A 24559-nucleotide genomic window follows, 5' to 3' on the forward strand; every position below is an offset into this window, starting at 1 on the left:
CAGGCCCTGGCGAGGGTTTTCCACAGGCCCGCCCGTGATCCGGAGACTCCTGGGATGCTCGGTGCAGGCCGCTCGCACACGGCGCGGCGGCCCCGAGATCCGAGAAGGAGACACCGCGATGCCACGCGTCTTCGTCCAGGGCGATCCCATGGACCACTACCCCCGGCACGCCCCCGAGGCCCGGCGCGGTTCGGTGCGCCGGATCACCGAGACCGGTGAGGACGTCCTGCACAAGCCGTGCCGGGACGTCACCGAGTTCGGCCCCGACCTCGCCGCGCTCATCGACGACATGTTCCGCACCATGTACATCGCCGAGGGAGCCGGCCTCGCGGCGAACCAAGTCGGGGTCGACCTGCGGCTGTTCGTGTACGACTGCCCCGACGACGACGGTGTCCGACATGTCGGGCACATCGTCAACCCCGTCCTCGAGGCACCGGACCCGAGCGAGCGGCGACTGATCGACGAGGGCGAGGGGTGCCTGTCGGTGCCGGGGGCGATGATGGACGTACCGCGGCCGGACCGGGCGATCGTGCACGGGCAGGACAAGGACGGCAATCCGCTCACCATCGAGGGAACAGGATATTTCGCCCGCTGCCTGGCGCACGAGACCGACCATGTGAACGGACGCGTGTATCTCGACCGGTTGACCGGGCGGGAGCGGAAGGAAGCGCTGCGGCAGATGGCGGACCGGCGGGAGGACGTCTACGCCCGCCGGGCCGCCAACATCGAGGCGATCGGCTCCTAGGAGCGGTCAGGCCTTCGGGGCCGCCTTGCTCAGGCCGTTGATGATGCGGTCCATCGCGTCGCCGCCGGTCGGGTCGGTGAGGTTCGCAAGGAGCTTCAGGGTGAACTTCATCAGCAGCGGGTGGGTCAGGCCGCGCTGGGCGGCGATCTGCATGACCTTCGGGTTGCCGATGAGCTTCACGAAGGCGCGGCCCAGCGTGTAGTAGCCGCCGTAGGTGTCCTTGAGGACGCGCGGGTAGCGCTGCAGGGCCAGCTCGCGCCCGCTGGGCGTGGACCGCGCGTGGGCCTGGACGATGACGTCGGCGGCGATCTGGCCGGACTCCATGGCGTAGGCGATGCCCTCGCCGTTGAAGGGGTTCACCAGGCCGCCGGCGTCACCGACGAGGAGGAGACCGCGGGTGTAGTGGGGCTGGCGGTTGAAGGCCATGGGGAGGGCGGCGCCGCGGATCGGGCCGGTCATGTTCTCGGGGGTGTAGCCCCAGTCCTCGGGCATGGACGCGCACCAGGCCTTGAGGACCTCGCGCCAGTCCAGTTCCTTGAAGGCGTCGGAGGTGTTCAGGACGCCGAGACCCACGTTGGAGGTGCCGTCGCCCATGCCGAAGATCCAGCCGTAGCCGGGAAGGAGGCGGTCCTGGGGGCCGCGGCGGTCCCAGAGTTCCAGCCACGACTCCAGGTAGTCGTCCTCGTGACGGGGGGAGGTGAAATAGGTCCGGACGGCCACGCCCATCGGGCGGTCCTCGCGGCGGTGCAGGCCCATCGCGAGGGAGAGCCGGGTGGAGTTGCCGTCGGCGGCCACGACGAGCGGGGCGTGGAAGGTGACTTCGCGCTTCTCCTCGCCGAGCTTGGCGTGCACGCCGGTGATCCGGCCGGTGCGGTCGTCGACGATCGGGGCGCCGACGTTGCAGCGCTCGTAGAGGCGGGCGCCCGCCTTCTGCGCCTGGCGGGCGAGCTGTTCGTCGAAGTCGTCGCGTTTGCGGACCAGGCCGTAGTCGGGGAAGGAGGCGAGATCCGGCCAGTCGAGCTGGAGGCGGGTGCCGCCGCCGATGATGCGCAGGCCCTTGTTGCGCAGCCAGCCGGCCTCCTCGGAGATGTCGATGCCCATGGCGACCAGCTGTTTCACCGCGCGCGGGGTGAGTCCGTCGCCGCACACCTTCTCGCGCGGGAACTCGGTCTTCTCCAGCAGGAGTACGTCAAGGCCGGACTTGGCGAGGTGGTAGGCCGTCGTGGAGCCGGCTGGCCCCGCGCCGACGACGATGACATCGGCGGTGTTTTCGGAGAGGGGCTCGGTCACGGCGGGGGCTCCCCAAGGCTCGAAATCTGCGTGCCGACCGGCACTGGACATGGGCAGTCTATTCAGCGGTACTGATCACCCTGCTGAAGGGCTGCCCCTGTGAACCGAGCTCTCCCCGCGGTACGGCTGCGTGTACCCACGCACGAGGACGCGTTCGCCTGGCACCGGGTCTTCGACGACCCCGAGGTCATGGAGTTCCACGGCGGCAGGGCCGCCGAGCTGTCCGTCTACGAGGAGCTCACCGCCCGCCAACGCCGGCACGACGCGGAGCTCGGCTTCTGCCTGTGGACGATGACCGACGAGGCCGGGCAGGTCATCGGGTTCACCGGCGCCCAGCCGTGGGCGCCGGACTGGGGGCCCAGGGGTGAGATCGAGATCGGCTGGCGGCTCGGGCGGGCCCACTGGGGCAAGGGGTACGTGACGGCGGCGGCGCACATGACGCTGGGGCGGCTGCGGGCGGCGGGCGTGCCGGCGGTGGTCGCGATGGTGCGGCCGGGCAACGAGCGGTCCGTCGCGGTGACCCGGCGCCTCGGGATGGAACTGCGGGAGACGTTCCCGCACCCGCGTCTGCCGGAGGAGGCGCTCTGCTTCCGGCTCGACCTGCGCGGCGACAGGTCAGTCGATTACGCAGAGTAGCAATCTGCTACAGAAAGACACTTTGCGCTTCCGGCCGCCACACGTCGGGGGTTACCCTTCCAGTATCGCTGGGGGTGACATCTGTGCATATAACACCCAAAACACCCGAAGTGCGCGTGCCACGGCTGGTCGGGCTGATGGCCGTGGACGCGCGCGAGACCGCCCGGTCGCGGGGTCTGTTCCTCAACGCGCCGGACCGGCCCGACTTCCATCTCACGGTCGTCGACTACGTCGTGCGCCAGTTCCCGCAGCCCGGTGCCGAGGTGCCGCGGGACTCGATGGTGTACGTGTGGTTCGACTTCGGTGACGGGGAGGGCGGCGGGGGCGTGCGCGAGCCACGCATCCCACGGCCGCCCAGGGGCGGACTGCAACGGGAGCTGGACCAGCCCGGGGACAACACGTTCGAGGTGAGCAGCCTGTGAGTCCCCGGTCGGGGCTCAGGCCTCCTTGAAGCCCCGGTGCAGGGCGACGATCCCGCCGGTGAGGTTGCGCCAGGCCACCTTCGACCAGCCCGCCGCGCGCAGCCGGCCGGCCAGCGCGGGCTGGTCGGGCCAGGCGCGGATGGACTCGGCGAGGTAGACGTAGGCGTCCGGGTTGGAGGAGACGGCGCGGGCGACCGGCGGCAGGGCGCGCATGAGGTACTCGGTGTAGACGGTCCGGAAGGGCGCCCAGGTCGGGTGCGAGAACTCGCAGATCACGACCCGCCCGCCGGGCCGCGTCACCCGGTACATCTCGCGCAGGGCCGCGTCGGTGTCCTGGACGTTGCGCAGGCCGAAGGAGATCGTCACGGCGTCGAAGGTGTCGTCCCCGAACGGCAGCCGGGTGGCGTCCCCGGCGGTGAAGGGCATCCAGGCGTTGCGCCGCTTGCCGACCTGGAGCATGCCCAGGGAGAAGTCGCAGGGCACGACGTAGGCGCCGGCCCTGACGAACGGCTGGGAGGAGGTACCCGTGCCGGCCGCCAGGTCCAGGATCTTCTGCGCGGGGCGCGCGTCAACCGCCCTGGCGACCTCCTTCCGCCACTGCCGGTCCTGGCCGAGCGACAGGACGTCGTTGGTCAGGTCGTACCGTTCCGCCACGTCGTCGAACATCGAGGCGACTTCGTGCGGCTGCTTGTTCAGGGAAGCGCGGGTCACGCTCGCCATTCTTGCAGCACGTCCTCAGGGGAGACGCTTCGGCTTCTTCTTCGCGGCCATGTCCTCCACCCAGCCGCACGCCACGACGAACACCGCGATCAGGATCCAGCCGACGCCGAACATGAACCACTGGCTGTCCAGCGGGAGCCATTTCTCGAACGCGGGCACGTTCCACATCTGGTCGATCAGCGGGACCGCGAGGACCAGGGCGACCTCGTGCCAGAGGTGGATCGTCACCGCGCGGGTTGAAGACCCTGACCGTCCGGTCGAGCTTCCGGTGACGGGTCAGCCAGGGCAAATCGACCGTGAAGTGATCCTTGGCCCACACATCAGCAGCATCACGAAACGGCCGACCAAAACGCCTGCGCGAGGGGATTCTCGTCCAGGTCTGGTGCCGAAGCGTGGCAGAAGAGGTATGCCGAGGACGGCGAGCCAGGCCGAGACGTCCTCGTTGTCCTACGCGAAGGAGGTGCGGGCCTTCGCCGAGAAGGAGGGGGACGCGTGGGTGTCGATGTGGTCGACGTTCCGGGACGTGCGGTGTGAGAGCGGGGCTGCTTCGCGGGACGACGCCGCGACGAACTGCACTGGGGTGAAGCAGAGTTCGGGGGCGTTCGGGGAGGCGTTCGCCGATTGGGCGTTGTGTGCGGGGCGGTGAGGGTTGATCGCGCAGTCCCCCGCGCCCCCGCGCCCCCGCGCCCCCGCGCCCCCGCGCCCCCGCGCCCCCGCGCCCCCGCGCCCCCGCGCCCCCGCGAGCCTACTAGCGCCGTCTGTGGACAAGGCGCCCGGCGCACACCGTGGCGATGCACTCCCCCGCCTCGTCGAACACCGCCAGATCGGCCCGGGCCGTCGGCACGATCGTCGGTGGCGAGGGCGTACCCGGGACGACCGCCACGTCGTTGCGGTCGGCCGCCGCCCTCAGTTCGGGTGAGTCGACGTACTGCTTCATGACGGCGGCCGCCCCCAGCTTCAGTACGGCGTGCACGCGCTCCCGTGGGCTCGGGGCGTCCGGGAGGGGGGCCTCGTGGATGCGGGCGGGGCCCAGGGCGTTGCCCGGCCAGGTACGGACCCGCGCCCGCGGGAAGCGTGCGCGCAGGTCCTCGTACGGTCCGAACGCGGCGATCCTGTCCTGTACGACGGCCACCGCGCCGTTCTCCACCGGCTCGGCGTCCCAGCTGACGAAGACCTGGTCCGCCGTGTGAATCGTCTCCACCCGTAGGTCAGTTGGAGGCGAGGAGCTTCAGCTCGGGGTGGGCGGTGCCACCCTCGATCGCCGTCGAGGAGATGTGGGACATCACCCGCTCGTCGACCGGGTCGTTCGCCGGGTCGTCGTGGACCACGAGGTGCTCGTACGTCGTGGCGCGCTGCGCCGGGACGCGGCCCGCCTTGCGGATCAGGTCGATGATCTCCAGGCGGTTGGAGCGGTGCTTGGCGCCGGCGGAGGAGACGACGTTCTCCTCCAGCATGATCGAGCCGAGGTCGTCCGCGCCGTAGTGGAGCGAGAGCTGGCCGACCTCCTTGCCGGTCGTCAGCCAGGAGCCCTGGATGTGGGCGACGTTGTCCATGAACAGGCGGGCGATCGCGATCATCCGCAGGTACTCGAAGAGCGTGGCCTGCGTGCGGCCCTTCAGGTGGTTGTTCTCGGGCTGGTAGGTGTACGGGATGAAGGCGCGGAAGCCGCCCGTCCGGTCCTGGACGTCCCGGATCATGCGCAGGTGCTCGATGCGCTCGGCGTTGGTCTCGCCGGTGCCCATGAGCATGGTCGACGTGGACTCGACGCCCAGCCGGTGCGCTGTCTCCATGATCTCCAGCCAGCGCTCGCCGCTCTCCTTGAGGGGCGCGATGGCCTTGCGGGGGCGCGCGGGGAGCAGCTCGGCGCCGGCGCCGGCGAAGGAGTCGAGACCGGCCTCGTGGATGCGGGTGATGGCCTCCTCGACGGAGACGCCGGAGATCCGGGCCATGTGCTCGACCTCGGAGGCGCCCAGGGAGTGGATCACCAGCTGCGGGAACGCGTCCTTGATCGCCTTGAAGTGCTTCTCGTAGTACTCGACGCCGTAGTCCGGGTGGTGGCCGCCCTGGAACATGATCTGGGTGCCGCCCAGTTCGACCGTCTCCGCGCAGCGGCGCAGGATGTCGTCGAGGTCGCGGGTCCAGCCCTTGGCGGTGTCCTTGGGGGCAGCGTAGAAGGCGCAGAACTTGCACGCCGTGACGCACACGTTCGTGTAGTTGATGTTCCGCTCGATGATGTACGTCGCGATGTGCTCGGTGCCGGCGTACCGGCGGCGGCGTACGGCGTCGGCGGCGGCGCCCAGCGCGTGCAGCGGGGCGTCGCGGTAGAGGTCGAGCGCCTCTTCCGGGGTGATCCGCCCACCGGCAGCGGCACGGTCGAGGACGGACTGCAGGTCGGCCTTCTCGGTCACCGGGCGCGTCCCTTTCGTAATGGCTTGTGGACGGACCGAACCAGCCTACGCCAGCCCCGCGCCCGCCCTTCGAACGGCCCGGCCTCAGGCCGTGTACGCCCCCACCAGCAGTCCCGCGAACGCTCCCGCGATCAGGAACGGCCCGAACGCGATCGCCGTCTTGCGCCCGGCCCGCCGTACGGCGACGAGCGCACCGCCGTACAGCGCGCCCAGCAGGAACCCGGCGAAGGTGCCGAGCAGCACGGTGGGCCAGCCGTACCAGCCGAGGACGGCGCCCGTGCCCAGGGCGAGCTTGACGTCACCGAAGCCCATGCCGCCCGGGTTGACGAGGAAGAGGACGAAGTAGGCGCCGGCCAGGGCGAGGGCCGCGTAGAGGGAGGTGAGCCAGTCGCCGGCGTGCTCGGGGAGCAGGGCGGCCACGCCGAGGAGGGCGAGGGCGGCGGCCGCCAGGGGGAGGGTGAGGGGGTCGGGGAGGCGCTGCACCCGGAAGTCGACCACCGCGAGCAGGACGCCGACGGGGGCCAGGAGCAGCCAGACGGCGAGTTCGGGGCGGGTGCCGGTGGCGAGGGCGAGGGCGGCGCAGACGGTGGCGGTGGCGAGGGCGAGAGCGAGGGAGGTGGGTGCGGGTGCGTGGGTGGTTGCGGTTTCGGGGTTCCCACCCGCACCGACCGTGCGACTTTCGTCGCCGGGTGCGGGTGTCCCCTGTGGGCCGCTCTCGCCGTCGGCGGCGGCCGGTTCGTGGGCAGTGGGTTCGGCGGCAACCGGTTCGTGGGCAGTCGGCTCAGCGGCAGCCGGTTCGTGGGCAGTCGGCTCAGCGGCAGCCGGATCTTGAGCAGTCGGCTCAGCGGCAGCCAGTTCCTGAGCAGTCGGCTCAGCGGCAGCCAGTTCCTGAGCAGTCGGCTCAGCGGCAGCCAGTTCCTGAGCAGTCGGCTCAGCGGCAGCCAGTTCCTGAGCAGTCGGCTCAGCGGCAGCCGGATCTTGAGCAGTCGGCTCAGCGGCGTGGGGTTCGGCGGCCGTCGTCGCGCAGGCGCCGCAGGGCACGCGGCCCAGCCAGCCGTTGACGGGGTGGCCGGCGGGGCACTGGGCGCGCCACTGCTCCCCCGCCGGTACCGAGAAGCGGTACGCGGCGCGGGGCAGCAGGGACCCGGCCGTCGCGCCCCAGAGGGCGGCGGCGGCCGGGAGGGCGACGTCGAGGGCGGTGGTCATCCGGTGGCGGCGGCGCCGTCGCGCCAGGTGGGGAGGAGTTCGTCGAGGAGGGCCTCGGTGCGCGGGGGCAGGCCGCGTGCGCCGCTGCGGGCGATCAGGTCGGCGGCGAGGGCGCGCAGCCGGTCCGGGTCGCCGGTGGCGTGCGTGGCGCGCAGCAGCTCGTTCCACAGGCGCTCGTCCGCCGGGGCGGTCCGCAGGGCCGCGCCGAGCGCTTCGATCGCCTTCTCCGCACGGTCCTTCTCCAGGTGGAACGCGGACAGCGCGAGACCGATGTCGGCGACGAGCAGCGGCAGCTGGGCGTCGATGATCTCGTGGGTGAGCCAGCGGTAGCGGCCCTCCGCGCGGTCGGCGAGCAGCGGGCCGCGCACCAGGACGAGCGCGTCGGTGAGCAGGCGGCCGCGGACCGCGCGGCTCTCGACGCCCTTGCCCTGGGTGGCCTCGTAGTAGAGGGAGCGCAGCACGTCGAGGTCGGAGACCACTGACTTGGCGAGGGTGAGGCGGCCGGCCGCGTCCGCGCGCAGCCGGGGGCTGCCGTCGGGGTCGGTGCCGAGCCAGCCGCGCAGCCGCTCCAGGAGGGCGTCGCGGACGTCCTCCGTGACGCCCCGCGGCCACAGCGCGGACGACAGCACCCGCGGGTGCACGCCCTCGCGGTGCAGGAGGAGCAGGGCGAGGGCCTCGTGGAGAAGGGGGCTGCGGTCTCCCTCGGGGGTGTCCAGGCCGATGATCTCGTACGGGCCGACGAGCCGCGCGTACACCGCGGGACGGCCCTGTTCGCTGATGTCGACGAGGAAGGGCGGGGTGGTGGTGGGCCCGTCGGGGTCGCGTTCGGGGTCGGCTTCTACGAAGAGTTCGACGACCGCGCGCTGCTGGACCGCGGGCAGCAGCTGGGCCTGGAGTTCGAGGCCGAGGAGCGGGGCGAGGAGCCTGCCGTCCGGGGTGATCTCCATCGCCCAGGCGGCGCCGGGCAGGTCGTCGCGCTCGCTGCCGACCAGGTAGCCGATCCCGAGCCGGGCGGCGTCGGCGGCGAGTTCGGCGAGGCGCACGGCGTCCTCGGCGGACGGCTGGGAGGCGAGCAGGACGAGGTTCGGCGCCCAGCGGGTGTGCTGGGCGGGCCCGGTACGGCCGGTGAGGACCGAGTGGTGGTCGGCGGCGCCGAGCGCGCCCCGCCGCTGCCGGGTCTCCGCCTCCATCGTCTCGAACAGCGCCTCCACGTCGTCGAGATGGCGCAGCCGGTTGGGGGCGAGCGGTGTGAGGTCCGCGCCGAAGCCGACGAGGGTGATGGTCATCCGGTCCGACCAGCCGTTGGTGGCGAGTTCGGCGGCGACGGAGGCGAACACCGCGGCCCGGTCGGCCTCGCGGCCGCTCAGCGAGACGATGCCGGGGACGGCCTCCAGGTTGAGCAGCAGCCGCGAGTCGTCCATGGTGCCGAGGCTGACCAGCCCTGGGTACGGGGCGGCCGCGTCGGTGTCCTCGTAGCGCTCGGCGTCCGCGCGGGACAGCGTCCAGAACGTCTGGTCCTGGCCGAGCTGCCAGGGCGCCGGGGGCTTTCCGGCCGGCTGGGCGAGCTGCAGGTGCAGGTCGCCGTGGCTGAGCCAGGCCGCGTAGACGACGGGCAGCGAACGGGACTCGGCGGTGAGGGCGGCGGCGAGTCCGCGCAGCGACCGGTCGAGCTGTCGTACGCCCTCCGGGTCGGCGCCGACCAGCAGCGCGTCCTGCACGTCCTGGGCGTCGCCGGCCGGGATCGGCGGTTCCATGCCGCGGCGGCCGCCGACGGCACCGAGTGCCGACTGCCACAGGGCCTGCCGGCGCCGGCGGCCGAGGGCGGCGAGCAGTCCGGCGGCGAGGAGGGGGGCGCCGAGGAGCGCCTCGGGCAGGCCGAAGGACGAGGAGTGCGCGGAGGTCTCGTGGGCGGCGGGGGCGCCGGTGCCGCCGCTCTGGCGCTGGCTCGGCACGGTGATCTGGGCGGTGGCCCCGTCGCCGCCCGCGTGCTGTCCGCCGCCCTGCTCCTGCTGCTGATGCCGATCCTGCTGGTGCTGGGCGTGGTCGCCGGTCTGCGCGTAGTCGCCGATCTGCTGCCGGACCTCCGGCGAGACGTGCGCGTCGGGGTTCTCGACGAGTTCGCCGCCGTGCGCGTCGCCGGGCATCTCCATGATCCAGCCGGGGCGGATGAGGCTGGCCTCGGAGAGCCGGGAGCCGTCGGGCTGCACGCGGTCCTTGTTGAGCTCGTAGATCTCCTTGTACCGGCGGCCGTCGCCGAGGTGGCGTTGCGCTATCTCCCACAGGGAGTCGTGGTGGCGGCCCTCGGGCGGCTGGATCCGGTAGTACTTCGTCGCTCCGTGCGCGGCGGTGGAGCCGCCCTGTTCGGTCTGGGCCGCGGCGTGGCCGGCCTGCTCGGCGAGGGCGGCGGCGGTGCTCTTCGCCTGCTCCTGCTGCTGGGCGAGGATGCCGGGAGTCGCCTGGGCGGTGGCCACCGTGCCCTTCTGGTTGCCCTCCAGGCTGTGGCCGAGCTGGGAGAGGCCCGGGGTGAAGCTGGCGGCGGTGGCGCCGACCAGCAGCAGCGCGGCGACGAGCTGACGGGCGAGCAGCTGGCTGGGACCGGCGCCGGGAACCCGGCCGGGCAGGCCGACACCGGAGACGGCGGCCTTGACCTCGACCAGCACGCAGGCCGTGAACTGGGCCCAGGCCAGCCAGACGACGACCGTCAGCGCGTTCAGGAACGTCTGTACGTCGATGGGCTGCGACAGCCAGTCCATGCTGGGCGCGCTGCGTGGCAGGGGCCAGCCGACGGTCACGGCGAGGGCGCCCGGGACGCCGACGACGAGGACCAGCAGCACCACGAAGGCGAGGAACGCCTTGACGACGTCCCCGAACGTACGCCGGCGCAGCCGCACCGGCTGCGGGGTCCGGTTCCGCGGACCCGACGGACCGGTGCCCGTCGGCCTTCCCGTCGAGCTTGATGTGCTGCGTCGCGCCATGACGAGTGCCCCGTGGTCGTGTGGAAGGAGTGGAACGGGGGCGCATCGGGCCTGCCGAGGTCCCCTTGACGATCCTATTGACTGGCACCGACAGCGTCGAAGGGGGAGAACGCGGCGTCGCCGGGGCAGAACGGCCAATCGCCGCCCGGATTCTCCGCTTTCGCCAACCCGTTTCCCATTGGCCGGAGTTACCGGCTCCCGATCTGCGCACACCCTCTCCACACGCCCCACACGGTCCGTCAGCCGCCGACGCGCAGCGAGGACAGCAGGAAGCGGGTGAGGGCGGAGGTCGGGAAGCTGACCGCCGCCACGCCCTCCTCGGCGCGGAGTTCGACGACCGTGCGGGAGTCGCCGTACGGGCGCACGTGCACGTTGCCGAGCGCGGCCGGGCCCGCCAGTCCCTCCTCCAGCAGGGCCCGCGCGAAGGTCCAGGTGACCTCCTCGCCGTCCAGGGAGATCCACGGCGGGAAGACGAAGTGCACCGCCTGCGGGTCGGCCGAGGTGTAGCGGAGCGTCGCGGGGACCGCCACCTCCTGCTCGTCGGCGGTGAGCAGGCGGGCGCCGGTGGGCTGCTCGAGCGTGATGGGCACGGATCGTCTCCGGGGGTGCGTGATGGGCCGTCGTACAGTGAGAGCCCACGGCGCCGGGTTGATTACGCCTGAAACGCAAGGAAGTTGAGTGACATGCGTCACTTCCTGATGCGCCTGAAGCTTCGCCCCGCCCTACGCCTGGATCTACGGGGAACAGCGGCCGCGGCCCGTCGTGTACGCCCGCTCCAGCGGAGCGCCCGGTGGCTAACCGACCTCGTTCTCGGCCGTGGCCTCCCCGTGCACCACGATCGCGCCGCCGTAGAACATGCCCGTGAAGACCGGCTCGTAGGTCAACTGGACCTCAACCTGCACCTGTTGGGCGTCGGCGGTGACGCAGTGGGTACCCGCGACGTCGGCGGCGGACATGTCCATCTCGCGGGCGAAGGTCTTCACCCGGGCGTCGCAGTCCTGGAAGTTGATCGGCGCCTCGCCCTGGTTCTCGTACAGCTTCTCCAGGTCGATGTCCTGGGCCGCGTAACGGGCCGCCTGTTCCGCGATGTCGGCGGCCCGTTCGCGCTTGGAGATGGACAGGCCGCCGTCGATGACGAACGCCGACAGGGAGATGAAGACGAGGGCGAAGATGATGACCGCGCCCGCCCCCGAGCCCCGGTCGTCGAGACGGAGCCGGCGCACGGTCCACCAACTGCGCAGCACCGCAAGGCTCATGCCGCCCTCCGGAACGGGTCGAGGGGCGAGGAGAACGTCGAGGACAGGGTCGTCGGGATGTCCAGGCCCAGCATCGCCAGGCCCCGCACCCGGCAGCTCACCTGGACCGTGAAGATGCCGCCGGACTCGAAGCCCGCGCTGGTCTGGACGACCGAGACCGGCCCCGAGCAAACGTCGGACAGGTCCGCGTCGGCGGCCTTCCGGGCCTCCGACATGGCCGTGGCGTGGTCCTTCTGGATGGACCCGGCGCGGGCCGCGTCCCGGGCGGCGCCGTCGATGGCCCCGCGCCCGTCGACGAGCTGGCCGAAGGCGACCAGGACCAGGATGAACAGGATCATGACCGGGGCGAGGATGACGACCTCGACGGTCGACAGCCCCCGGTCGTCGGCCAGAGCTCTCTTCTCCACAACGGACATCAGTTCTTGTCCTTCACGAACCGCTCCACCGGCCCCGCGGACCGTGCGTGCACCGTCAGGTCCAGGCCCGGGAACACCGTCGGGATGCGGGCCGTGATCTCGACGCCGACCGTGGTCTGCTCCGGCTGGATCATCTTCACGTCGGGCGACAGGACCAGCTGCGGGCCGAGTTGCCTGATGTAGGAGTCGACCACGTCCTGGGCCTCGCCGCGCCAGGCGCCGGGCTCCGCGTCGGCGGTGGCGCGGGCCTTGCGGGCGCCGGCCTGGGCCGCCGCCTGGGCCACGTGGTCCGCGAAGAAGTACAGGGCGAACTGCACCGTCGCGAAGATCATGAAGAACAGGACAGGGGTGAGGAACACGAACTCGATCGCGGTCATGCCCGAGTCGGCCGAGTCGCCGCGCGCGGCCGCCGCCCGGCGGCGTACCCAGCCGCGCAGGCCTCCGCTCACGCCCGCAGACATCCCCGTCACCCCCGTCACCCCGTCATCCCCGTCGTGGTCGCGCTCGTCCGCTCAGCAGGTTCCGCTGGCGTTGGCGCCCTTGATGCAGTTGCCGACCTTGTTGGCGCCGTCGCTCAGCGCCGCGTTGATGATGGCCGCCACCACGCCGACGATCGCCACGACGACCGCCGAGATGATGACCCACTCGACGGCGGAGGCACCGCGGTCGAGTTCACCGGAGCGGGCCCGCTGCACCCGGCCCTGCAGGAAGGTGACCAGGAAGTCCACCGCCGGGATCCCGGTGCTGAAGTTCCGTGTGTTCATCATGACTTGTCCTCTCGAAACAGCAGTTGGCGAAGGTTCTCTACGAAGCTCGGGTCAGCTCGGGTCGGCTCACACCTGGAACACCCGCATCGCCGCCGGGAAGATCAGGAAAACCAGGAAGCCGGCGCACAGCAGCAGCTGGGCGACGAGCATCGACTGGGACTTCTCGCCCGCGCTGCCCTCGATCTCGGCGAGTTCGCGGTGGCGCATGGTCTCGGCGCGGGAGGCGAGGGACTCGCGGACCTTGGCGCCGTCGTCCGCGACCAGGGCGAGGGAGGCGGAGAGGTCCTTGAGCTCCTCCACGCCGAGTTCCTCGCCGAGCGCGCCGAGGGCCTGCCACTGGCTGACGCCGGTGATCCGGGCGTCGGCGAGGGCGTTGCGGATGCGCTGGTTGGCCCAGCCGTCGGAGACCTCGGCGGCCGCCATCAGGGCCTCGGGCAGGCCGCGGCCGCCGGCGAGGCTCATCGACACCAGGTCGAGGTACGCGCCGATCACGCGCCTGAGGTCCCGGCGCTTCTCGGCCGCGTCCCGCCGTACCTCCAGGTCGGGCAGGAAGAAGAACAGGGCCGCGCAGGCCAGGGCCAGCCAGACCGGGATGACCGGGTTGTGGCCGAAGCCCATCGTGTAGACGACGGCGAACAGGAAAGGACCGAAGATCAGGCCGGCCGCCGCGAGCAGCACCTTGGTCGCGAGGAACTTCTCCCAGCTGCGGTCCAGGACGGCGAGGTCGGCACGGAGCGAGCGCTGTTCCCAGCCCTGCTGCCGGTAGAACTCGGCGACCCGCTCGCCGACCTCGGCGCGCAGCGTGCCGAGCCGGCCGGAGTCCTGCGTCCGCCGCGCCGACTCGTAGGCCGCGCCGCGGGCCCGCATCGCGTCGATCCGGGCGACCTGGGCGACCGCGCTGCGCCGGGACGGCATCAGGGCGCGGATCAGCACGTAGACGCCGAGCCCCAGGGTCACGCCGACGAGAATCGGCATCGTGAGGTTCACCGGCGGGCTCCTTCCTCGGTGGGGAGGGTCTGCTGACCGGGGTGGCCGGGCGCACCGGGCTGGCCGGGCTGGCCGGGCTGGCCGGGCTGGCCGGGCTGGCCGGGAGCGGTGCGGGGCGGCCGTACGAACTGCACGGACGACTGGTCGCGGACCAGGAACCGCTCCGGGGTCTCGATGGTGGACAGCTTGCGCAGCCACCAGAAGCCGAGCGCGAACAGCCCGCAGACCAGGGCGAGGACCAGCTGGCCGACGGCGGTGCCGTACGGCGAGACGAAGTCCCGGTTGAAGACGGCGAGGCCGAGGACGAAGGCGACCGACACGGCGACGACGATCTGCACCGAGCGCCGGGTGGAGGCCCGCTGGGCCATCACGCGCTGGCGCATGTCGACCTCCTCACGCGCCGACTTGGCGAGCGCGCCGAGCACCTGGCGCAGACCGGGGCCGCGCAGGCGGGCGTTGAGGATGAGCGCGGCCACGATGATGTCGGCGGAGGCGTCGTCGATCTCGTCGGCGAGGTGCTGGAGCGCGTCGGGCAGCGGGGTGCGGGCGCGCAGCCGGTCGACGAGGGCGTCGAGGTGCGGCCGCAGGATCGGTGCGGCGGCGCGGCCGGAGGCCGGGATGGCCTGCTCCAGGCCGACGGCGCCGGCGATCGTGTCGCGCAGCGACTCGGTCCAGGAGGCGAGGGCCTCCACGCGCTTCATCGCGGCCCGCTCCTCGGCGGCGCCGCCGAACAGCTTGTCCCAGAAGAAGACGAGGACGCCGGCCGCGATGCCGGCCACCGCCCAGCGGGTCAGCAGCAGGACGGCGAGGCCGACGATGGCGGCCAGCGAACCGCGCTGACCGGCGAACCGGATGAGTTCGGCGGCCCGTTCGTTGGCCTTCTGCTTCTCGTGGTCGGGCTTGGCGGGCAGGCCGCGGACCGCGAGGATCAGCAGCGCCAGTCCGCCGCCGACGGCGACACCGCAGCCGAGGCCGTAGAGGACCGTGGTGGAGAAGAGCCCGCCCATGGAGCCCAGGGAGGCCAAGGGGTTGAGGTTCATGTCATGTCACCCCCACGCCCCGTGCGGCTGGTAGCCGTAGGCCATCAGGTCCTCCAGGCAGGCTATGGGTGCGTGTGGGACGATCCGGCCGTCGGGGGCCTCCGCGAACACCTCGCTGGACAGCACCCTGCCGTCCACGCCGTTGACCTCGCGGACGGAGGTGACCATGCGCTGGAGGCGGCCGCCGGTCTGGTAGTTGTTGCGCCGCTGGATGAAGACGACGAAGTTCACCGCGCCCGCGATCAGCATCTGGCTGGCCTCGATGGGCAGCCGCTCGGAGGCCTGGAGGGCGTAGGTCGAGATGCGGTTGAAGACCTCGCTGGAGCTGTTGGCGTGGATCGTGGACAGCGACCCGTCGTTGCCCTGGGACATGGCGTTGAGCATGGTGACGATCTCGTCGCCGAGGACCTCGCCGACGATGACCCGGGACGGGTTCATACGCAGTGACCGGCGGACCAGTTCGGCCATGGAAATGGCGCCCTGCCCCTCGGAGTTGGGCAGCCGCTCCTCGAACGCCACCACGTTGGGGTGCAGGTCGGGGAAGGTGTCGAGCCCGAGCTCCAGCGCGCGCTCGACCGTGATGAGCCGTTCGTGCGGCGGGATCTCGTTGGCGAGGGCCCGCAGCAGCGTCGTCTTGCCGGCGTTGGTCGCCCCCGCGATCATGATGTTCTTGCGGGCGCGGACCGCGCAGGCCATGAAGTGCGCCACCTCCGGCGTGAGCGTCCCGTTCCCCACCAGGTCGGAGATGAAGACCTTGCCCATGCGGGCGCGGCGGATGGAGAGCGCGGGCCGCCGGGTGACGTCCATGACGGCGGAGAGCCGGGACCCGTCGGGGAGCCGCAGGTCGAGCTGCGGGTTGGCGGAGTCGAAGGGCCGCGACGACAGACCGGAGTAGGCGCCGAGCACCTGGATCAGCTCGATGAGCTCCTCGTCGGTCTCCGCGACGGGATCCCCGACGGCCTCCCGCCCGTCGCTGAACCCGACGAAGACCTGGTCACACCCGTTGATGTCGATGTTCTCGACGTCCGGGTCGTCGAGCAGCGGCTGCAGCCGCCCCACGCCGAACAGCGCCGCGTGCACGGCGGCCGCGTACTGCTCCTCGGTCTCCGCGTCCAGCGGGGTGCGCCCGGCGTTGATCTCCGCGCGGGCGTACTCCTCCAGGATCTGGGCTATGACCGCGCGGGCGTACTGCCGTTCGTCCTCGGTGGACATCGGCGTGACGCCGGACGCCTGGTCCTGGCGGCGCTGCTCGGCGATCCGGTCGCCGGCGTCCTGCCGGAACCGCTTGACCAGCTGGTGGTCGACAGCGGTCATCGGCCGGCCCCCGCGTGGGGTGCCTGCGTCGGTACGGCCCAGGCGGCGCCGTACTGCTGGTGGAGGTCGGCGGTGACCTTGCGGGCCGAGCGGATGAGCAGGGACTTGTCGAGGCGCCCACGCTTGCGGCCGGCCAGCATGTCGGCACCGGCCGGGTCGTCGGCGATGGTGCCCACGACCCGGGCGCCGGTCTGGGCGTGCACGAGCATGTCGTTGACCTGGTTGACCAGCTTGCCCGAGCTGGACGGGTCGGCGACCAGGACCACCCCGATCAGCGGGGTGGCGAGGGCGGCGGCGCCGCGCGGTCCGCCGTGCAGCTTCTGCGCGAGGGCGGCGGCCCGGTCCCGGACCCGGGCGAGCGCCTCGGGCTCGGTCCGCGAGACCAGCAGCACCAGGGCGGCGTGCGGGAACATCTCCACGGCCGGGGTGTCGCCGCTGATCCGTCCGCAGTCGGCGATGACGTCGGCCGGGGCGTTCGGGGAGTCGGCGAGGGCAGCGAAGGCGTGCCCGAGGGTGGGCCACAGCCCGGCGAGCCCGGCGGCGTGCTCGGCTATGCCGAGCCCGACCAGCACTTCGAGCCCACCGCTCAACGGCTGCACATGGTCCCAGAGTTGATCCGGTACGAGCCCTCGGCGCGCCGTGGCGGCGATGGACAGCATGCCGGTGTTCGGGTTGAGCGGTCCGCCGTGCGCGGCGGCACTGCGGTAGACCAGGTCGCCGCCGGCCGGGTCGGCCTCGGCGAGCAGGACCCGGCGCGGCCAGACCGCGGCCAGCGCGACGGCCGCGGTGGTGACGCCGGGGGAACCCTTGTCGGCGGCGATTGCGATGAGCGCCATGGGGTGGGGCCGCCTTCTAGTTGCCGTTACCGGGGACGAGGACGAGGGCGACCTCTCCGTTGGACGCCGCGTCGGCAAGCTCCGCCGCCTTGTCGCTGTTGACGGTGAGCGTGATGGCGTAGTTGGTGCTGGCGGTGAAGTCCGAGCCGCTCTTGTCCTCCGGTACGGCGCTGACCCTGGCGTCGCCCGTGATCAGCGAGTCGGTTCCGGAGGAGGACGAGCCACCGGAGGACGAACCACCCGAGGACGAGGAGCCGGTGACGCGGTAGGCCGCGACGGTGTCGCCGATCTCGATGCCGGACGGGTACTGCCCCTCCTTGAGGGCCAGGCCGACGGTGGACTTTCCGGCGGGAAGCTTGCTGCCGCTGCCGAACATCTCACCGACGGCGACGACCCCGGCCGGGATGGTGCTGACGGCCTTCAGCTTCTTCAGGCTCTCCAGCTGGGACCACCGGACGTAGTGGATGCTGGAGTCGTCGGCGACCATCACGGAGGTCACGTCGCTTCCGGTCACGGACGAGCCGGCCGGAATCTCCTGCGTGATCTTTATGACCTCGATCCGCTTGCCCGCCTGCAGCACCAGCGTCGTCGCGCCCAGCGCGCCCAGCAGGATCAGCAGCACGGCGAGCGCGGCCAGGGCGGGCTTGCGCTCGCGCGGCGCGGTGGGAAGGCGGTCACCGACCGAAGGCTGAGCCGGACCGGCGGAACGACCGGCGCCCGCCCCCGTACGCTCTTGGATCTTCACGCAACCGCTCCCCGTTACAGCCAAGACAGTGTCTGTCAAGAACTCTGAAAACCTGTCAACGCTCGTCGCCCTGCCCACCGGCACAGCGATAGCGGACACTCCACACCAATCACCCCGAACCGGCCAAATACTCGGCCGCGGGGTGAGTGTCAAGCGATCGCACCGTATCAGCCGCACATAAGCCCCTCAAGGCGCGACCGGACTCCTTGACCTCACCGAAATCGTCGTTGCGATCTGCAACGGCGGTGACCTGTGCGGCGGTTGGGACTCTGGACACATCAAGGGACGCCGGAGTGTGCGCCGGTGAATCCACCGCACCCCGCTCGCGGCCGGTCCGGGCCCGGTGCCGTCACCGCGCGCCCATGAGGCCTGCACGAAGTGCTCACGGTGGCGGCCGGTTCCGGACGGCGGCCTGACTAGGATCACGGGATCACGGATCACCCGCCCGCACGACGGGTGTCGCCGTGAACGACCGTGACGACGACCGCGAGGATGGCAGACCGTGACCGTGCCGCAGCGCCGCTCCTGGCAACCCCCGGTCGGCGAGAAGCTCGTGGCGCGCGCCCCCGTGTCGTTCGCGACCGGAGCGGCGGACCGGGTCAAGGGCCGACGCTGGTTCCGCGACCCGGAACGGCGGGACATACAGGGCGAGTTGGCGGGCTGGCCGACGGGCCCCGTCTACCGGCTCAGGTCGAGGACCGGCCTCGTGGTACGGACCGTCCTGGGCGTCACGTTCCTCCTGGGTGTGCTCGCCCTGGCCGTGGCCGCCGACGGCAACGTGCCCTCCGGCAGCGGTCCCGCCGGCTCCGGCTCGCTGGGCAGGAGCGAGGACCCGGAGAACGAGGAGACGGACTTCCCGGTGCTGTGGGCCGCCCCCGGCACCCTCGCCCGTACCCTCCCCTGGGAACTCGACCCGGCCCGCCGCCCCGACACCGACATCACGCACCTGGTCCTGACCGACCGCCGCCTGCTGGTCCTCGGCGGACTCCAGGACCCCAGGGACCCTTGGGAGGAGATCCTCTGGGAGACGGACCTGAGCATGGTCGCCACGGTCGAACGACGGCCGTTCAGCGTCGGCGGACGGGACTTCCGGATCACCTTCACGGACGGCTCCTGGTGCCGTCTGACGTCCCTGGAGGGCGAGTCCCTGCTCGGTCACCTGACGGCGCCCTGACCGCTCCCGCTAGGCCGTGACCCGTACGGTCCGCGCCAGTTCGTCGGTCAGCTCGCACAGGGCGTCCGTGTGGGCCTGCGCCTGCCAGGACGTCAGCAGTACCAGTCCCCACGTCTCGTCGGCCCTGATGCCGTACGCGCACGTCTCCAGCACCGTCCCCAGCCCGTCCCGGCCGACGTCCCGGACATACGCGTGCCGGACACGCACCGCGGGCCCGGCGGGCAGGGTACGCAGCTCGGCCTCGGGCGGCCGGTAGGACTCGGCGGTGGGGGCGGCGAGGTAGCGCCGCAGGAGCTCGACGCTCAGTACCGGGTACGTGTCGTCGGCGACCAGCGCCGACAACTCGATCCGCGCGAGCTCCCCGAGCCGCGGCTCCGGCACGTAGGACAACGCGGTGACCGGCCCGCGCTCCCGCGAATCGGCCGCGGCCTCGCGCAGTTCGGCGGCGAGGGCGGTACGGAGCTTCGGGTCGGGGGTGTCGGTTCCGACACGGCGCGCGGCCGCCTCCGCCGCCCATGCGTGCAGGTCGACTCCTGCCACCCGCACCGGCAGGGACACGGCGTCCTCGGGCACCTTCATACGCACCGTGGACGCGGCGAACTCGGGCATCAGGCCATCCATTGCAGAGTGCGGGCAACGGCGTCGAAGAGGCCGACCAAGGCGTCCGCCAGCGGCTCCATCGGCGTCGAGAAGGAGAGCAGCAGCCGCTGGTCGCTGTTCGGGACGGCGAGGTAGACGTCCAGGTGCGTGACAGCGAGTCTGTTGCCGTCGGGGTCGTCGGCGGCGGGCCGGCGGAGGTAGCGGTGGCGTACGGCGGGGCCGGCGGGGAGGTCGACGAGGGTGACCTGCTCGGCGGTCGCGCGCAGGGCGAGGGAGCGGGCGATGTCCCCCAGGTCGCCGACCTCGGTGCCGGGGGCGGGCCGCAGCAGGGTGACGACCAGGCCGGCGGAGACCGGGACCTGGCCGAGGAGCTGGTTCACGACGTACATCTCGACACCGCCGTTGGCGTGCGCCGCCTCGGCCTGCTCCCGCATCCGCTCCGCGAGCGCGGCCTCGAGCTGCGGACCGGCCTTCGTGCGCCGTAGGCCGCGCTTGACCACCTTGTCGATGCGGTGCGCCCACCTCTCGGGATCCAGCACGATCCGCTCCCAGCCCTCGGGAACGGCGAGGCGGTAGTCGGAGGGGGGTGCCGTGGCCGTACCAGGCGCCCCGGCGCTCATATCGCCGTCCCTGTCGCCCGGTCGTACCGCTTCCGCCGTCCGGTGAACACGACCGTCATCGGTGCCAGCACGAGCACCACGGCGGCGCCCAGGCACAGGTATCCCTCAAGGACACCACCGATCTCGGACTTGCTGCCGAGGGAGGGCTGGTAGTGACCGGCCGGGTCGACGACGGCTGTCGTCGTCTGCCCGACGCGGTCGGCGCAGTTCTCCTTGTTCTCGACCACCTCGTGGACGGACCCGTCCCGCAGCCGGACCCTGCAGTACGTCTCACGGGTCCCGTGTGTCCACTGATGGGTCGGCGTGGCGAAGGTGACCGTCTGCTCCGCCCCGCGCAGCTGCAGATACCAGGCGTTGGCGAAGTACGAGCCGACCAGGACCAGCACGAGATAGGCGGCCGCGGTGACATACCGGGCGACGGGGGCCCCTCGGGTGTCACGGGTCTTGAAGGCCACCCAGATGACCAGCAGCCCGAGCACCAGGCCGACGAACGCCGACGCCTTGCCGATGAACAGGCTGGAGAGCAGGGAGACGAGGACCGATACGACGGCCACCAGGAGCAGCCGGGCCCACGGCCATACCGGCGTTGCCCCGCCGTACCCGGTCCACCCGGCCCGCGTCGGCCGAGGATCGGCGGTGGCCTCGGAGAACTCGGCGAGGATGGTGCGTACTCGCCGCATGCCGTCCGGGCCGGCCGCGATCCGGCGCAGCTCCGGCAGCCCCAGGCCCACTTCTTCCAGGGACCGCTGCCATTTCTCCGGCAGTTCCGCGAACAGCTCGTCGACGGACCGCTCGTCCTTGCTCGCCACGTGTTCCTTGCTCTTTCCGCTCTGGGATTCCGGACAGCCGACCGGGTCAGCCGCTGGTGCTCCAGTGCCAGTTGTAGAACGGTGTTCCGCCGGCCCCGATGCCCGGAATCTCCTTCGCCCCCTGGAGGAAGTTCGGCCCGGTGAACCACGGCTCGTCGGAGTGCGTGTGTGCCAGGTTCGACCAGCCGGCCAGGAGGGGCAGCACCTGGCTGCCGTAGTACAAGGCCTTGGCCTGGCCCGCCATGCTCTTGAACGAGGAGTCCGCGATCTCCGACAGCTTGGGCGCCGATTCCGCGAAGGCCTTGGCCGCCCGGTGCACTGCTGGGGCGTCGCGGATGTCGGTCACGTACGCCTTGAGGTTCAGCGACTCCTTGACCACCGAGCGCATCCGCGGCAGGAGTTTCGTGGGCCCCTCGGACAGCGCCTTGCCGATCTCGCCGGGCTTGACCCCGTTGAGCGTCTCGGCGAGTTCGCGGGCCGCCGTCGGATTCAGCCCGATCTCCCGGGCCAATTGGAGGTCCTTGACCGCGGAGGCGCCACGGGCGGCCATCGCCGCCTCCTTGGCCGTCGTCCCGAGGACCCGCCCGGCGCCGAAGGACAGCACACCGATGACGTCGATGGCGACGTCCAGCCAGGTGCCCTTGCCGTCCAGCGCCGAAATGGTGTCGCAGATCAGGGCGACGACCGAGGCGATGAGCGCCAGCGCGCCGAGGACCTCACCGAGGATCGGCACCCAGCTGAGGGCAAGGGCCAACACCCCCAGAACGGCCGCGGCCACCCCCGCCCAGTGCCCGACGTCGGCGACCCAGTCCTTCCAGTTGTCCCACCAGTGGTGCTTGGGATCCTTCAGCCCGTCGTGGTCGATGGCGTCCCGTATCGCCTTGGCCGCGTACCCAGCCTGTGTGTCCCGGTATTTGAGCGCGGCCCGGAGCTCCCGCTTCGCGGCGTCGAGGTCCCCGTCCGAGGCCTCCTTCTGCCGCTTCAGCTTCTGCTTGTCCGGGTGGTTGTCGTCGGCGGACGGATGCTGATCGATCTGCTTCTGGTAGTTGCTGCTGTCGGCATCGGCAGCAGCGGCCTTCTTCAGCGCGGAACGCACGCGATTCTGCGCGTGGTTGAGCGCGGTGGCCCAGTTCTCCCGCACGCCGTCGGCGATGGGCTCGTAGGGCACGGAGGAACCGAGCGCCGCCCCCGCCGCCGCGTACCGCTGATGCGACTGGCTCAGCAGCTTGACGGTCTCGCCGGTCTTCGTCGCGAACGCCCTTCCGGCGTCCGAATCCCACCCGTTCCCGTCGACCAGGTTGTTCAGCTTGGCGGCCTGCTCCTCGATCAGCCGGGCCGTGTCGGAGATCCGCTTCCCGAGCCGGGCCACCTCGTACGGATCCCCCGGCGTGAACTCCCTGTCGTCGTAGCGGGCCGTCTGCCAGTCGACTCCGGAGAAGTCGTGATCGCTCACTTGTCCCCCGGCTGAGCCTTGACCAGCGCGTCGGCGAGGTGCTGGTCGACCCCGTCGTAGGCCTTCGCCGCCTCACCCGCGGTCTTCCCGAGGAACTCCAGCCCGTCGCAGAGCTGTTTCCGCTTCTTCTTCCAGTCGTCCGCGAAGTCGCCGAGGGCGTCGGCCACCTCTCCGGACCCGATCTCGGAGCCGTACGAGTCGACGAGATCCTTCGCATGTTCAAAGTTGGACTTCAACTTCGCGACAGACCTGCTGATCTCCCGCAGCTCTGTCGTGGACACCTTGACGTGGTCCGCCACTACTACCCCCGTGAACACCTGCCCTACCGGCCACCCCGCGAGACGCAGAGGACCACGGTCACTGTGTGTCGAGCGTTTCGGGGCTACAACCAACGGACCGCAAAGGGAGCTCAAAGGAGGGCTCCACCGCCCGGCGGACCGCAGCGCCTCCACCCTACGTTTACATGCCCCTCCCAACCGTCCCTGCCAGAACGTTCGCGGTGGCGAAACCTCGTACCCCACCGATAGCGTGCACCCTCTTGACGATCTTCATTCGCACGGGGGATTCCACAGTGGAGCGCCACACGTTGCCCACCATCGCAGCCACCGCGGCCCTGCTGCTGACGGCATGCGGCGCGAGCGAGGGCGGAGACGACGGGCCCGGGAACGACGCCAAGTCCACGGCCTCCGGCCAGGCACACTCACACACCCCCTCCCCATCCGCCTCCTCAGCGCATGGGAACGCGCCGGTCTTCGCGTTTCCCTCGGACGTCAACACGCTCGTACAGCGGGACCCGACCGGGAACCCCACGAAGGACACCGTCCTGCGGGACGTCGCATACTCGGCCCAGGCCCGCCTCGAAGCCTTCGCCAACGGCGACGGCCGGACGGCCAACATGAACCGCTACTTCGCCGCGCAGGCCCTCACGTACTGGACTCAGCGAGTCGCGAAGGTCCGGAAGGACGGTCTCACCGTCACCGGCCACTACCGCTTCTTCAACTTCGCGGTCACTGACGTGGCGAACGCGAGGACCGCCGCCGCCCGCTACTGCGAGGACCAGACAACGGCGTACAGCAAGCAGATAAAGACCGGCAAGATCCTGCGCACCAAGCCCAGCGCCAACGACTTCATCCTCATCACCCTCCAGGCCGCGAAGGACTCCCGCGGCGACTGGCAGGTCACACAGCAGAACTGGAAGAAGGGGGACCCGACGTGCGTACGGGGATGAAGGCCGTGTGGCCTCCCTCCGAGCCCCGGGTCGTCAGTCCAGCGGAACTTCCTCCACCACCTTCTCCGCGAAGCGCCAGGACCCTCGATTGCCGGAGGCCTCTGCACGGAGGCCGAGTTCCCAGGCGATCCGGGCCGCGCGCTGTTGCGACACGTCGGGATACTGCTCGGGTGGCACCTTGATGTAACCCCGGCGGTCGGCGGGGTAGGTGCGCAAGGCTTCGCGGAGCTGTTCTTCCTGCTCCTCCTGCGTGGGCCCCGAGCCACGGGCCCCGGTGAATTTCCGGTACGCGCGGTTCCCGGTGTCGTGCCCGGCACCCTCATCGGCTTTCTGCCGTGCAGGATCCGATCCCCGCCAAGCCGTCCAAGCCACGGCGCCGATGGCGGCGAGGGCGAAACCCAGCGACCCCAGTTCCTCGCTCGTCGCATCTGCCTGCCCCGGCGTCTTCGGCCGGAGTTCCCCCTGGGGATCCTCGATGACCGTCACCCTCTGGCCGACGTCATAAAGGTCGGTCAGCGTTCGCATGGCGGGTCCCGGCACCTTCGTACCGTCCTCCCGCTCCAGCGTGTAGTTGTAGTCACGCGCCTTGCGGCCCTGCGCCGCGTCCCGCCACTTGTCCACCACTGTGGCGGTGACCCGCTCGCCGCGCTGCTGCAGCGTGAGGTCATCTCGCGCCATGTCCGCCACGTACACGGACATCACCGAAGTGCCCACGATGAACAACATCGTGTACGTACTAGACGTCCTCGCCCCCAGCCGCCGAATGAGCAGAACGAGGAGAACGGCGTGGACGATCCACAGAGGTACCAGGAGGGCGGGGCCGAAGTCGCCCGCCAGGACGAACAGGCCTGCGATGGCCGCGAACACGTAGCCGCCGACGGCGAACGCGAGCACGACGGGGTGCCCCACGCG

General features: G+C 71.3%; 28 protein-coding genes and 1 pseudogene. 6 read left to right on the forward strand and 23 right to left on the reverse strand.

Going from position 1 to position 24559, the window contains the following annotated elements:
* The first annotated feature begins 118 nt into the window (after positions 1 to 118).
* Entirely contained in the window at positions 119 to 745 is a 627-nt protein-coding gene (def, locus tag BLW82_RS17935; RefSeq protein WP_093499754.1) for a peptide deformylase, read from the forward strand.
* A gap of 6 nt (positions 746 to 751) precedes the next feature.
* Here def and BLW82_RS17940 read toward each other — a convergent pair whose 3' ends face one another.
* Positions 752 to 2086, reverse strand: a complete 1335-nt coding sequence (locus tag BLW82_RS17940) for a geranylgeranyl reductase family protein (protein ID WP_093499755.1) — start codon at positions 2084 to 2086, stop codon at positions 752 to 754.
* Positions 2087 to 2134: 48 nt separating this feature from the next.
* Between BLW82_RS17940 and BLW82_RS17945 the strand changes: the two genes are divergently transcribed.
* Positions 2135 to 2671, forward strand: coding sequence for a GNAT family N-acetyltransferase (locus tag BLW82_RS17945; RefSeq protein WP_093499756.1), 537 nt, complete (start codon positions 2135 to 2137; stop codon positions 2669 to 2671).
* 110 nt (positions 2672 to 2781) lie between these two features.
* Complete coding sequence (locus BLW82_RS17950; protein WP_093499757.1) at positions 2782 to 3093, forward strand: PASTA domain-containing protein; 312 nt, start codon at positions 2782 to 2784, stop codon at positions 3091 to 3093.
* Positions 3094 to 3108: 15 nt separating this feature from the next.
* On the opposite strand, the gene BLW82_RS17955 is transcribed toward BLW82_RS17950, so the two are convergent.
* Both BLW82_RS17955 and BLW82_RS17960 read right to left on the reverse strand, forming a co-directional pair.
* Positions 3109 to 3804 carry a demethylmenaquinone methyltransferase gene (locus BLW82_RS17955; RefSeq protein ID WP_093508105.1) on the reverse strand — a complete coding sequence of 232 codons (696 nt, stop codon included), beginning with the start codon at positions 3802 to 3804 and terminating at the stop codon, positions 3109 to 3111.
* Positions 3805 to 3828: 24 nt separating this feature from the next.
* Positions 3829 to 4196: pseudogene (locus BLW82_RS17960) on the reverse strand (acyltransferase); the annotation flags it as partial.
* 23 nt (positions 4197 to 4219) lie between these two features.
* Here BLW82_RS17960 and BLW82_RS17965 point away from each other — a divergent pair.
* Positions 4220 to 4459 (forward strand): glycoside hydrolase family 18 protein, encoded by a 240-nt coding sequence (locus BLW82_RS17965; RefSeq protein WP_371131529.1) that lies wholly within the window; start codon positions 4220 to 4222, stop codon positions 4457 to 4459.
* A 102-nt stretch (positions 4460 to 4561) separates the two neighbouring features.
* On the opposite strand, the gene BLW82_RS17970 is transcribed toward BLW82_RS17965, so the two are convergent.
* The 14 genes from BLW82_RS17970 to BLW82_RS18035 all read right to left on the reverse strand — a co-directional run bounded on the left by BLW82_RS17970 (position 4562) and on the right by BLW82_RS18035 (position 17763).
* Positions 4562 to 5014 carry an imidazolonepropionase-like domain-containing protein gene (locus BLW82_RS17970; RefSeq protein ID WP_093499758.1) on the reverse strand — a complete coding sequence of 151 codons (453 nt, stop codon included), beginning with the start codon at positions 5012 to 5014 and terminating at the stop codon, positions 4562 to 4564.
* A gap of 7 nt (positions 5015 to 5021) precedes the next feature.
* Positions 5022 to 6221, reverse strand: coding sequence for a cyclic dehypoxanthinyl futalosine synthase (gene mqnC / locus BLW82_RS17975; RefSeq protein WP_093499759.1), 1200 nt, complete (start codon positions 6219 to 6221; stop codon positions 5022 to 5024).
* A gap of 84 nt (positions 6222 to 6305) precedes the next feature.
* On the reverse strand, positions 6306 to 7076 hold the full coding sequence (locus BLW82_RS17980) for a prepilin peptidase (RefSeq protein ID WP_371131497.1): 771 nt from the start codon (positions 7074 to 7076) through the stop codon (positions 6306 to 6308).
* A 347-nt stretch (positions 7077 to 7423) separates the two neighbouring features.
* Positions 7424 to 10402 (reverse strand): bacterial transcriptional activator domain-containing protein, encoded by a 2979-nt coding sequence (locus BLW82_RS17985; RefSeq protein ID WP_093499761.1) that lies wholly within the window; start codon positions 10400 to 10402, stop codon positions 7424 to 7426.
* A gap of 239 nt (positions 10403 to 10641) precedes the next feature.
* Positions 10642 to 10992: an SsgA family sporulation/cell division regulator gene (locus tag BLW82_RS17990; RefSeq protein ID WP_093499762.1), complete on the reverse strand. Its 351-nt coding sequence runs from the start codon at positions 10990 to 10992 to the stop codon at positions 10642 to 10644.
* A gap of 204 nt (positions 10993 to 11196) precedes the next feature.
* Positions 11197 to 11658 carry a TadE/TadG family type IV pilus assembly protein gene (locus BLW82_RS17995; protein ID WP_093499763.1) on the reverse strand — a complete coding sequence of 154 codons (462 nt, stop codon included), beginning with the start codon at positions 11656 to 11658 and terminating at the stop codon, positions 11197 to 11199.
* Positions 11655 to 12074: a TadE/TadG family type IV pilus assembly protein gene (locus BLW82_RS18000; RefSeq protein WP_093499764.1), complete on the reverse strand. Its 420-nt coding sequence runs from the start codon at positions 12072 to 12074 to the stop codon at positions 11655 to 11657. The genes BLW82_RS17995 and BLW82_RS18000 overlap by 4 nt, the downstream gene beginning before the upstream one ends.
* Positions 12074 to 12535: a TadE family protein gene (locus tag BLW82_RS18005; RefSeq protein ID WP_371131350.1), complete on the reverse strand. Its 462-nt coding sequence runs from the start codon at positions 12533 to 12535 to the stop codon at positions 12074 to 12076. The genes BLW82_RS18000 and BLW82_RS18005 overlap by 1 nt, the downstream gene beginning before the upstream one ends.
* A gap of 51 nt (positions 12536 to 12586) precedes the next feature.
* On the reverse strand, positions 12587 to 12838 hold the full coding sequence (locus BLW82_RS18010) for a hypothetical protein (protein ID WP_093508106.1): 252 nt from the start codon (positions 12836 to 12838) through the stop codon (positions 12587 to 12589).
* Between the two features lie 69 nt (positions 12839 to 12907).
* The gene (locus tag BLW82_RS18015) at positions 12908 to 13828 is read right to left on the reverse strand and encodes a type II secretion system F family protein (protein ID WP_177232982.1); all 921 of its coding nucleotides are present in this window, start codon (positions 13826 to 13828) and stop codon (positions 12908 to 12910) included.
* Positions 13825 to 14868 carry a type II secretion system F family protein gene (locus tag BLW82_RS18020; RefSeq protein WP_256215853.1) on the reverse strand — a complete coding sequence of 348 codons (1044 nt, stop codon included), beginning with the start codon at positions 14866 to 14868 and terminating at the stop codon, positions 13825 to 13827. Before BLW82_RS18020 ends, BLW82_RS18015 begins: the two co-directional genes overlap by 4 nt.
* 6 nt (positions 14869 to 14874) lie before the next feature.
* A complete protein-coding gene (locus tag BLW82_RS18025; RefSeq protein ID WP_093499766.1) occupies positions 14875 to 16182 on the reverse strand; it encodes a TadA family conjugal transfer-associated ATPase in 1308 nt (435 codons plus the stop codon).
* On the reverse strand, positions 16179 to 17018 hold the full coding sequence (locus tag BLW82_RS18030; protein WP_093499767.1) for a hypothetical protein: 840 nt from the start codon (positions 17016 to 17018) through the stop codon (positions 16179 to 16181). Before BLW82_RS18030 ends, BLW82_RS18025 begins: the two co-directional genes overlap by 4 nt.
* A 16-nt stretch (positions 17019 to 17034) precedes the next feature.
* A complete protein-coding gene (locus tag BLW82_RS18035; RefSeq protein WP_093499768.1) occupies positions 17035 to 17763 on the reverse strand; it encodes a hypothetical protein in 729 nt (242 codons plus the stop codon).
* Between the two features lie 502 nt (positions 17764 to 18265).
* Between BLW82_RS18035 and BLW82_RS18040 the strand changes: the two genes are divergently transcribed.
* Positions 18266 to 18937, forward strand: a complete 672-nt coding sequence (locus tag BLW82_RS18040) for a hypothetical protein (protein WP_093499769.1) — start codon at positions 18266 to 18268, stop codon at positions 18935 to 18937.
* A gap of 9 nt (positions 18938 to 18946) precedes the next feature.
* Here the strand turns inward: BLW82_RS18040 and BLW82_RS18045 are convergent, their stop codons facing one another.
* Genes BLW82_RS18045 through BLW82_RS44465 form a run of 5 tightly spaced genes read right to left on the reverse strand, consistent with a single transcriptional unit; the run spans position 18947 to position 22700 of the window.
* Positions 18947 to 19546, reverse strand: a complete 600-nt coding sequence (locus BLW82_RS18045) for a hypothetical protein (RefSeq protein WP_093499770.1) — start codon at positions 19544 to 19546, stop codon at positions 18947 to 18949.
* Positions 19546 to 20157, reverse strand: a complete 612-nt coding sequence (locus tag BLW82_RS18050) for a hypothetical protein (RefSeq protein ID WP_093499771.1) — start codon at positions 20155 to 20157, stop codon at positions 19546 to 19548. Before BLW82_RS18050 ends, BLW82_RS18045 begins: the two co-directional genes overlap by 1 nt.
* On the reverse strand, positions 20154 to 20966 hold the full coding sequence (locus BLW82_RS18055; protein ID WP_093499772.1) for a hypothetical protein: 813 nt from the start codon (positions 20964 to 20966) through the stop codon (positions 20154 to 20156). Before BLW82_RS18055 ends, BLW82_RS18050 begins: the two co-directional genes overlap by 4 nt.
* Before the next feature lie 46 nt (positions 20967 to 21012).
* Positions 21013 to 22419, reverse strand: a complete 1407-nt coding sequence (locus tag BLW82_RS18060; RefSeq protein ID WP_093499773.1) for a DUF308 domain-containing protein — start codon at positions 22417 to 22419, stop codon at positions 21013 to 21015.
* Entirely contained in the window at positions 22416 to 22700 is a 285-nt protein-coding gene (locus tag BLW82_RS44465) for a hypothetical protein (RefSeq protein ID WP_177232983.1), read from the reverse strand. Before BLW82_RS44465 ends, BLW82_RS18060 begins: the two co-directional genes overlap by 4 nt.
* Before the next feature lie 305 nt (positions 22701 to 23005).
* On the opposite strand from BLW82_RS44465, the gene BLW82_RS18070 reads away from it, so the two are divergent.
* A complete protein-coding gene (locus BLW82_RS18070) occupies positions 23006 to 23647 on the forward strand; it encodes a hypothetical protein (protein WP_143063681.1) in 642 nt (213 codons plus the stop codon).
* 33 nt (positions 23648 to 23680) lie between these two features.
* Here the strand turns inward: BLW82_RS18070 and BLW82_RS18075 are convergent, their stop codons facing one another.
* Positions 23681 to 24556 (reverse strand): hypothetical protein, encoded by an 876-nt coding sequence (locus BLW82_RS18075; protein ID WP_177232766.1) that lies wholly within the window; start codon positions 24554 to 24556, stop codon positions 23681 to 23683.
* Positions 24557 to 24559 lie beyond the last annotated feature (3 nt).

Source organism: Streptomyces sp. Ag109_O5-10 (genome assembly GCF_900105755.1).
Classification (GTDB): Bacteria; Actinomycetota; Actinomycetes; order Streptomycetales; family Streptomycetaceae; genus Streptomyces.

Coding starts and splice junctions, on each gene's coding strand:
- BLW82_RS18050 (WP_093499771.1), bottom strand. CDS start 20,157: ATGAGCGCCGGGGCGCCTGGTACGGCCACGGCACCCCCCTCCGACTAC.
- BLW82_RS17940 (WP_093499755.1), bottom strand. CDS start 2,086: ATGTCCAGTGCCGGTCGGCACGCAGATTTCGAGCCTTGGGGAGCCCCC.
- BLW82_RS18005 (WP_371131350.1), bottom strand. CDS start 12,535: ATGTCTGCGGGCGTGAGCGGAGGCCTGCGCGGCTGGGTACGCCGCCGG.
- BLW82_RS18030 (WP_093499767.1), bottom strand. CDS start 17,018: ATGGCGCTCATCGCAATCGCCGCCGACAAGGGTTCCCCCGGCGTCACC.
- BLW82_RS17985 (WP_093499761.1), bottom strand. CDS start 10,402: ATGGCGCGACGCAGCACATCAAGCTCGACGGGAAGGCCGACGGGCACC.
- BLW82_RS18025 (WP_093499766.1), bottom strand. CDS start 16,182: ATGACCGCTGTCGACCACCAGCTGGTCAAGCGGTTCCGGCAGGACGCC.
- BLW82_RS18020 (WP_256215853.1), bottom strand. CDS start 14,868: ATGAACCTCAACCCCTTGGCCTCCCTGGGCTCCATGGGCGGGCTCTTC.
- BLW82_RS17995 (WP_093499763.1), bottom strand. CDS start 11,658: ATGAGCCTTGCGGTGCTGCGCAGTTGGTGGACCGTGCGCCGGCTCCGT.
- BLW82_RS18045 (WP_093499770.1), bottom strand. CDS start 19,546: ATGCCCGAGTTCGCCGCGTCCACGGTGCGTATGAAGGTGCCCGAGGAC.
- BLW82_RS18000 (WP_093499764.1), bottom strand. CDS start 12,074: ATGTCCGTTGTGGAGAAGAGAGCTCTGGCCGACGACCGGGGGCTGTCG.
- BLW82_RS18010 (WP_093508106.1), bottom strand. CDS start 12,838: ATGAACACACGGAACTTCAGCACCGGGATCCCGGCGGTGGACTTCCTG.
- def (WP_093499754.1), top strand. CDS start 119: ATGCCACGCGTCTTCGTCCAGGGCGATCCCATGGACCACTACCCCCGG.
- BLW82_RS17965 (WP_371131529.1), top strand. CDS start 4,220: ATGCCGAGGACGGCGAGCCAGGCCGAGACGTCCTCGTTGTCCTACGCG.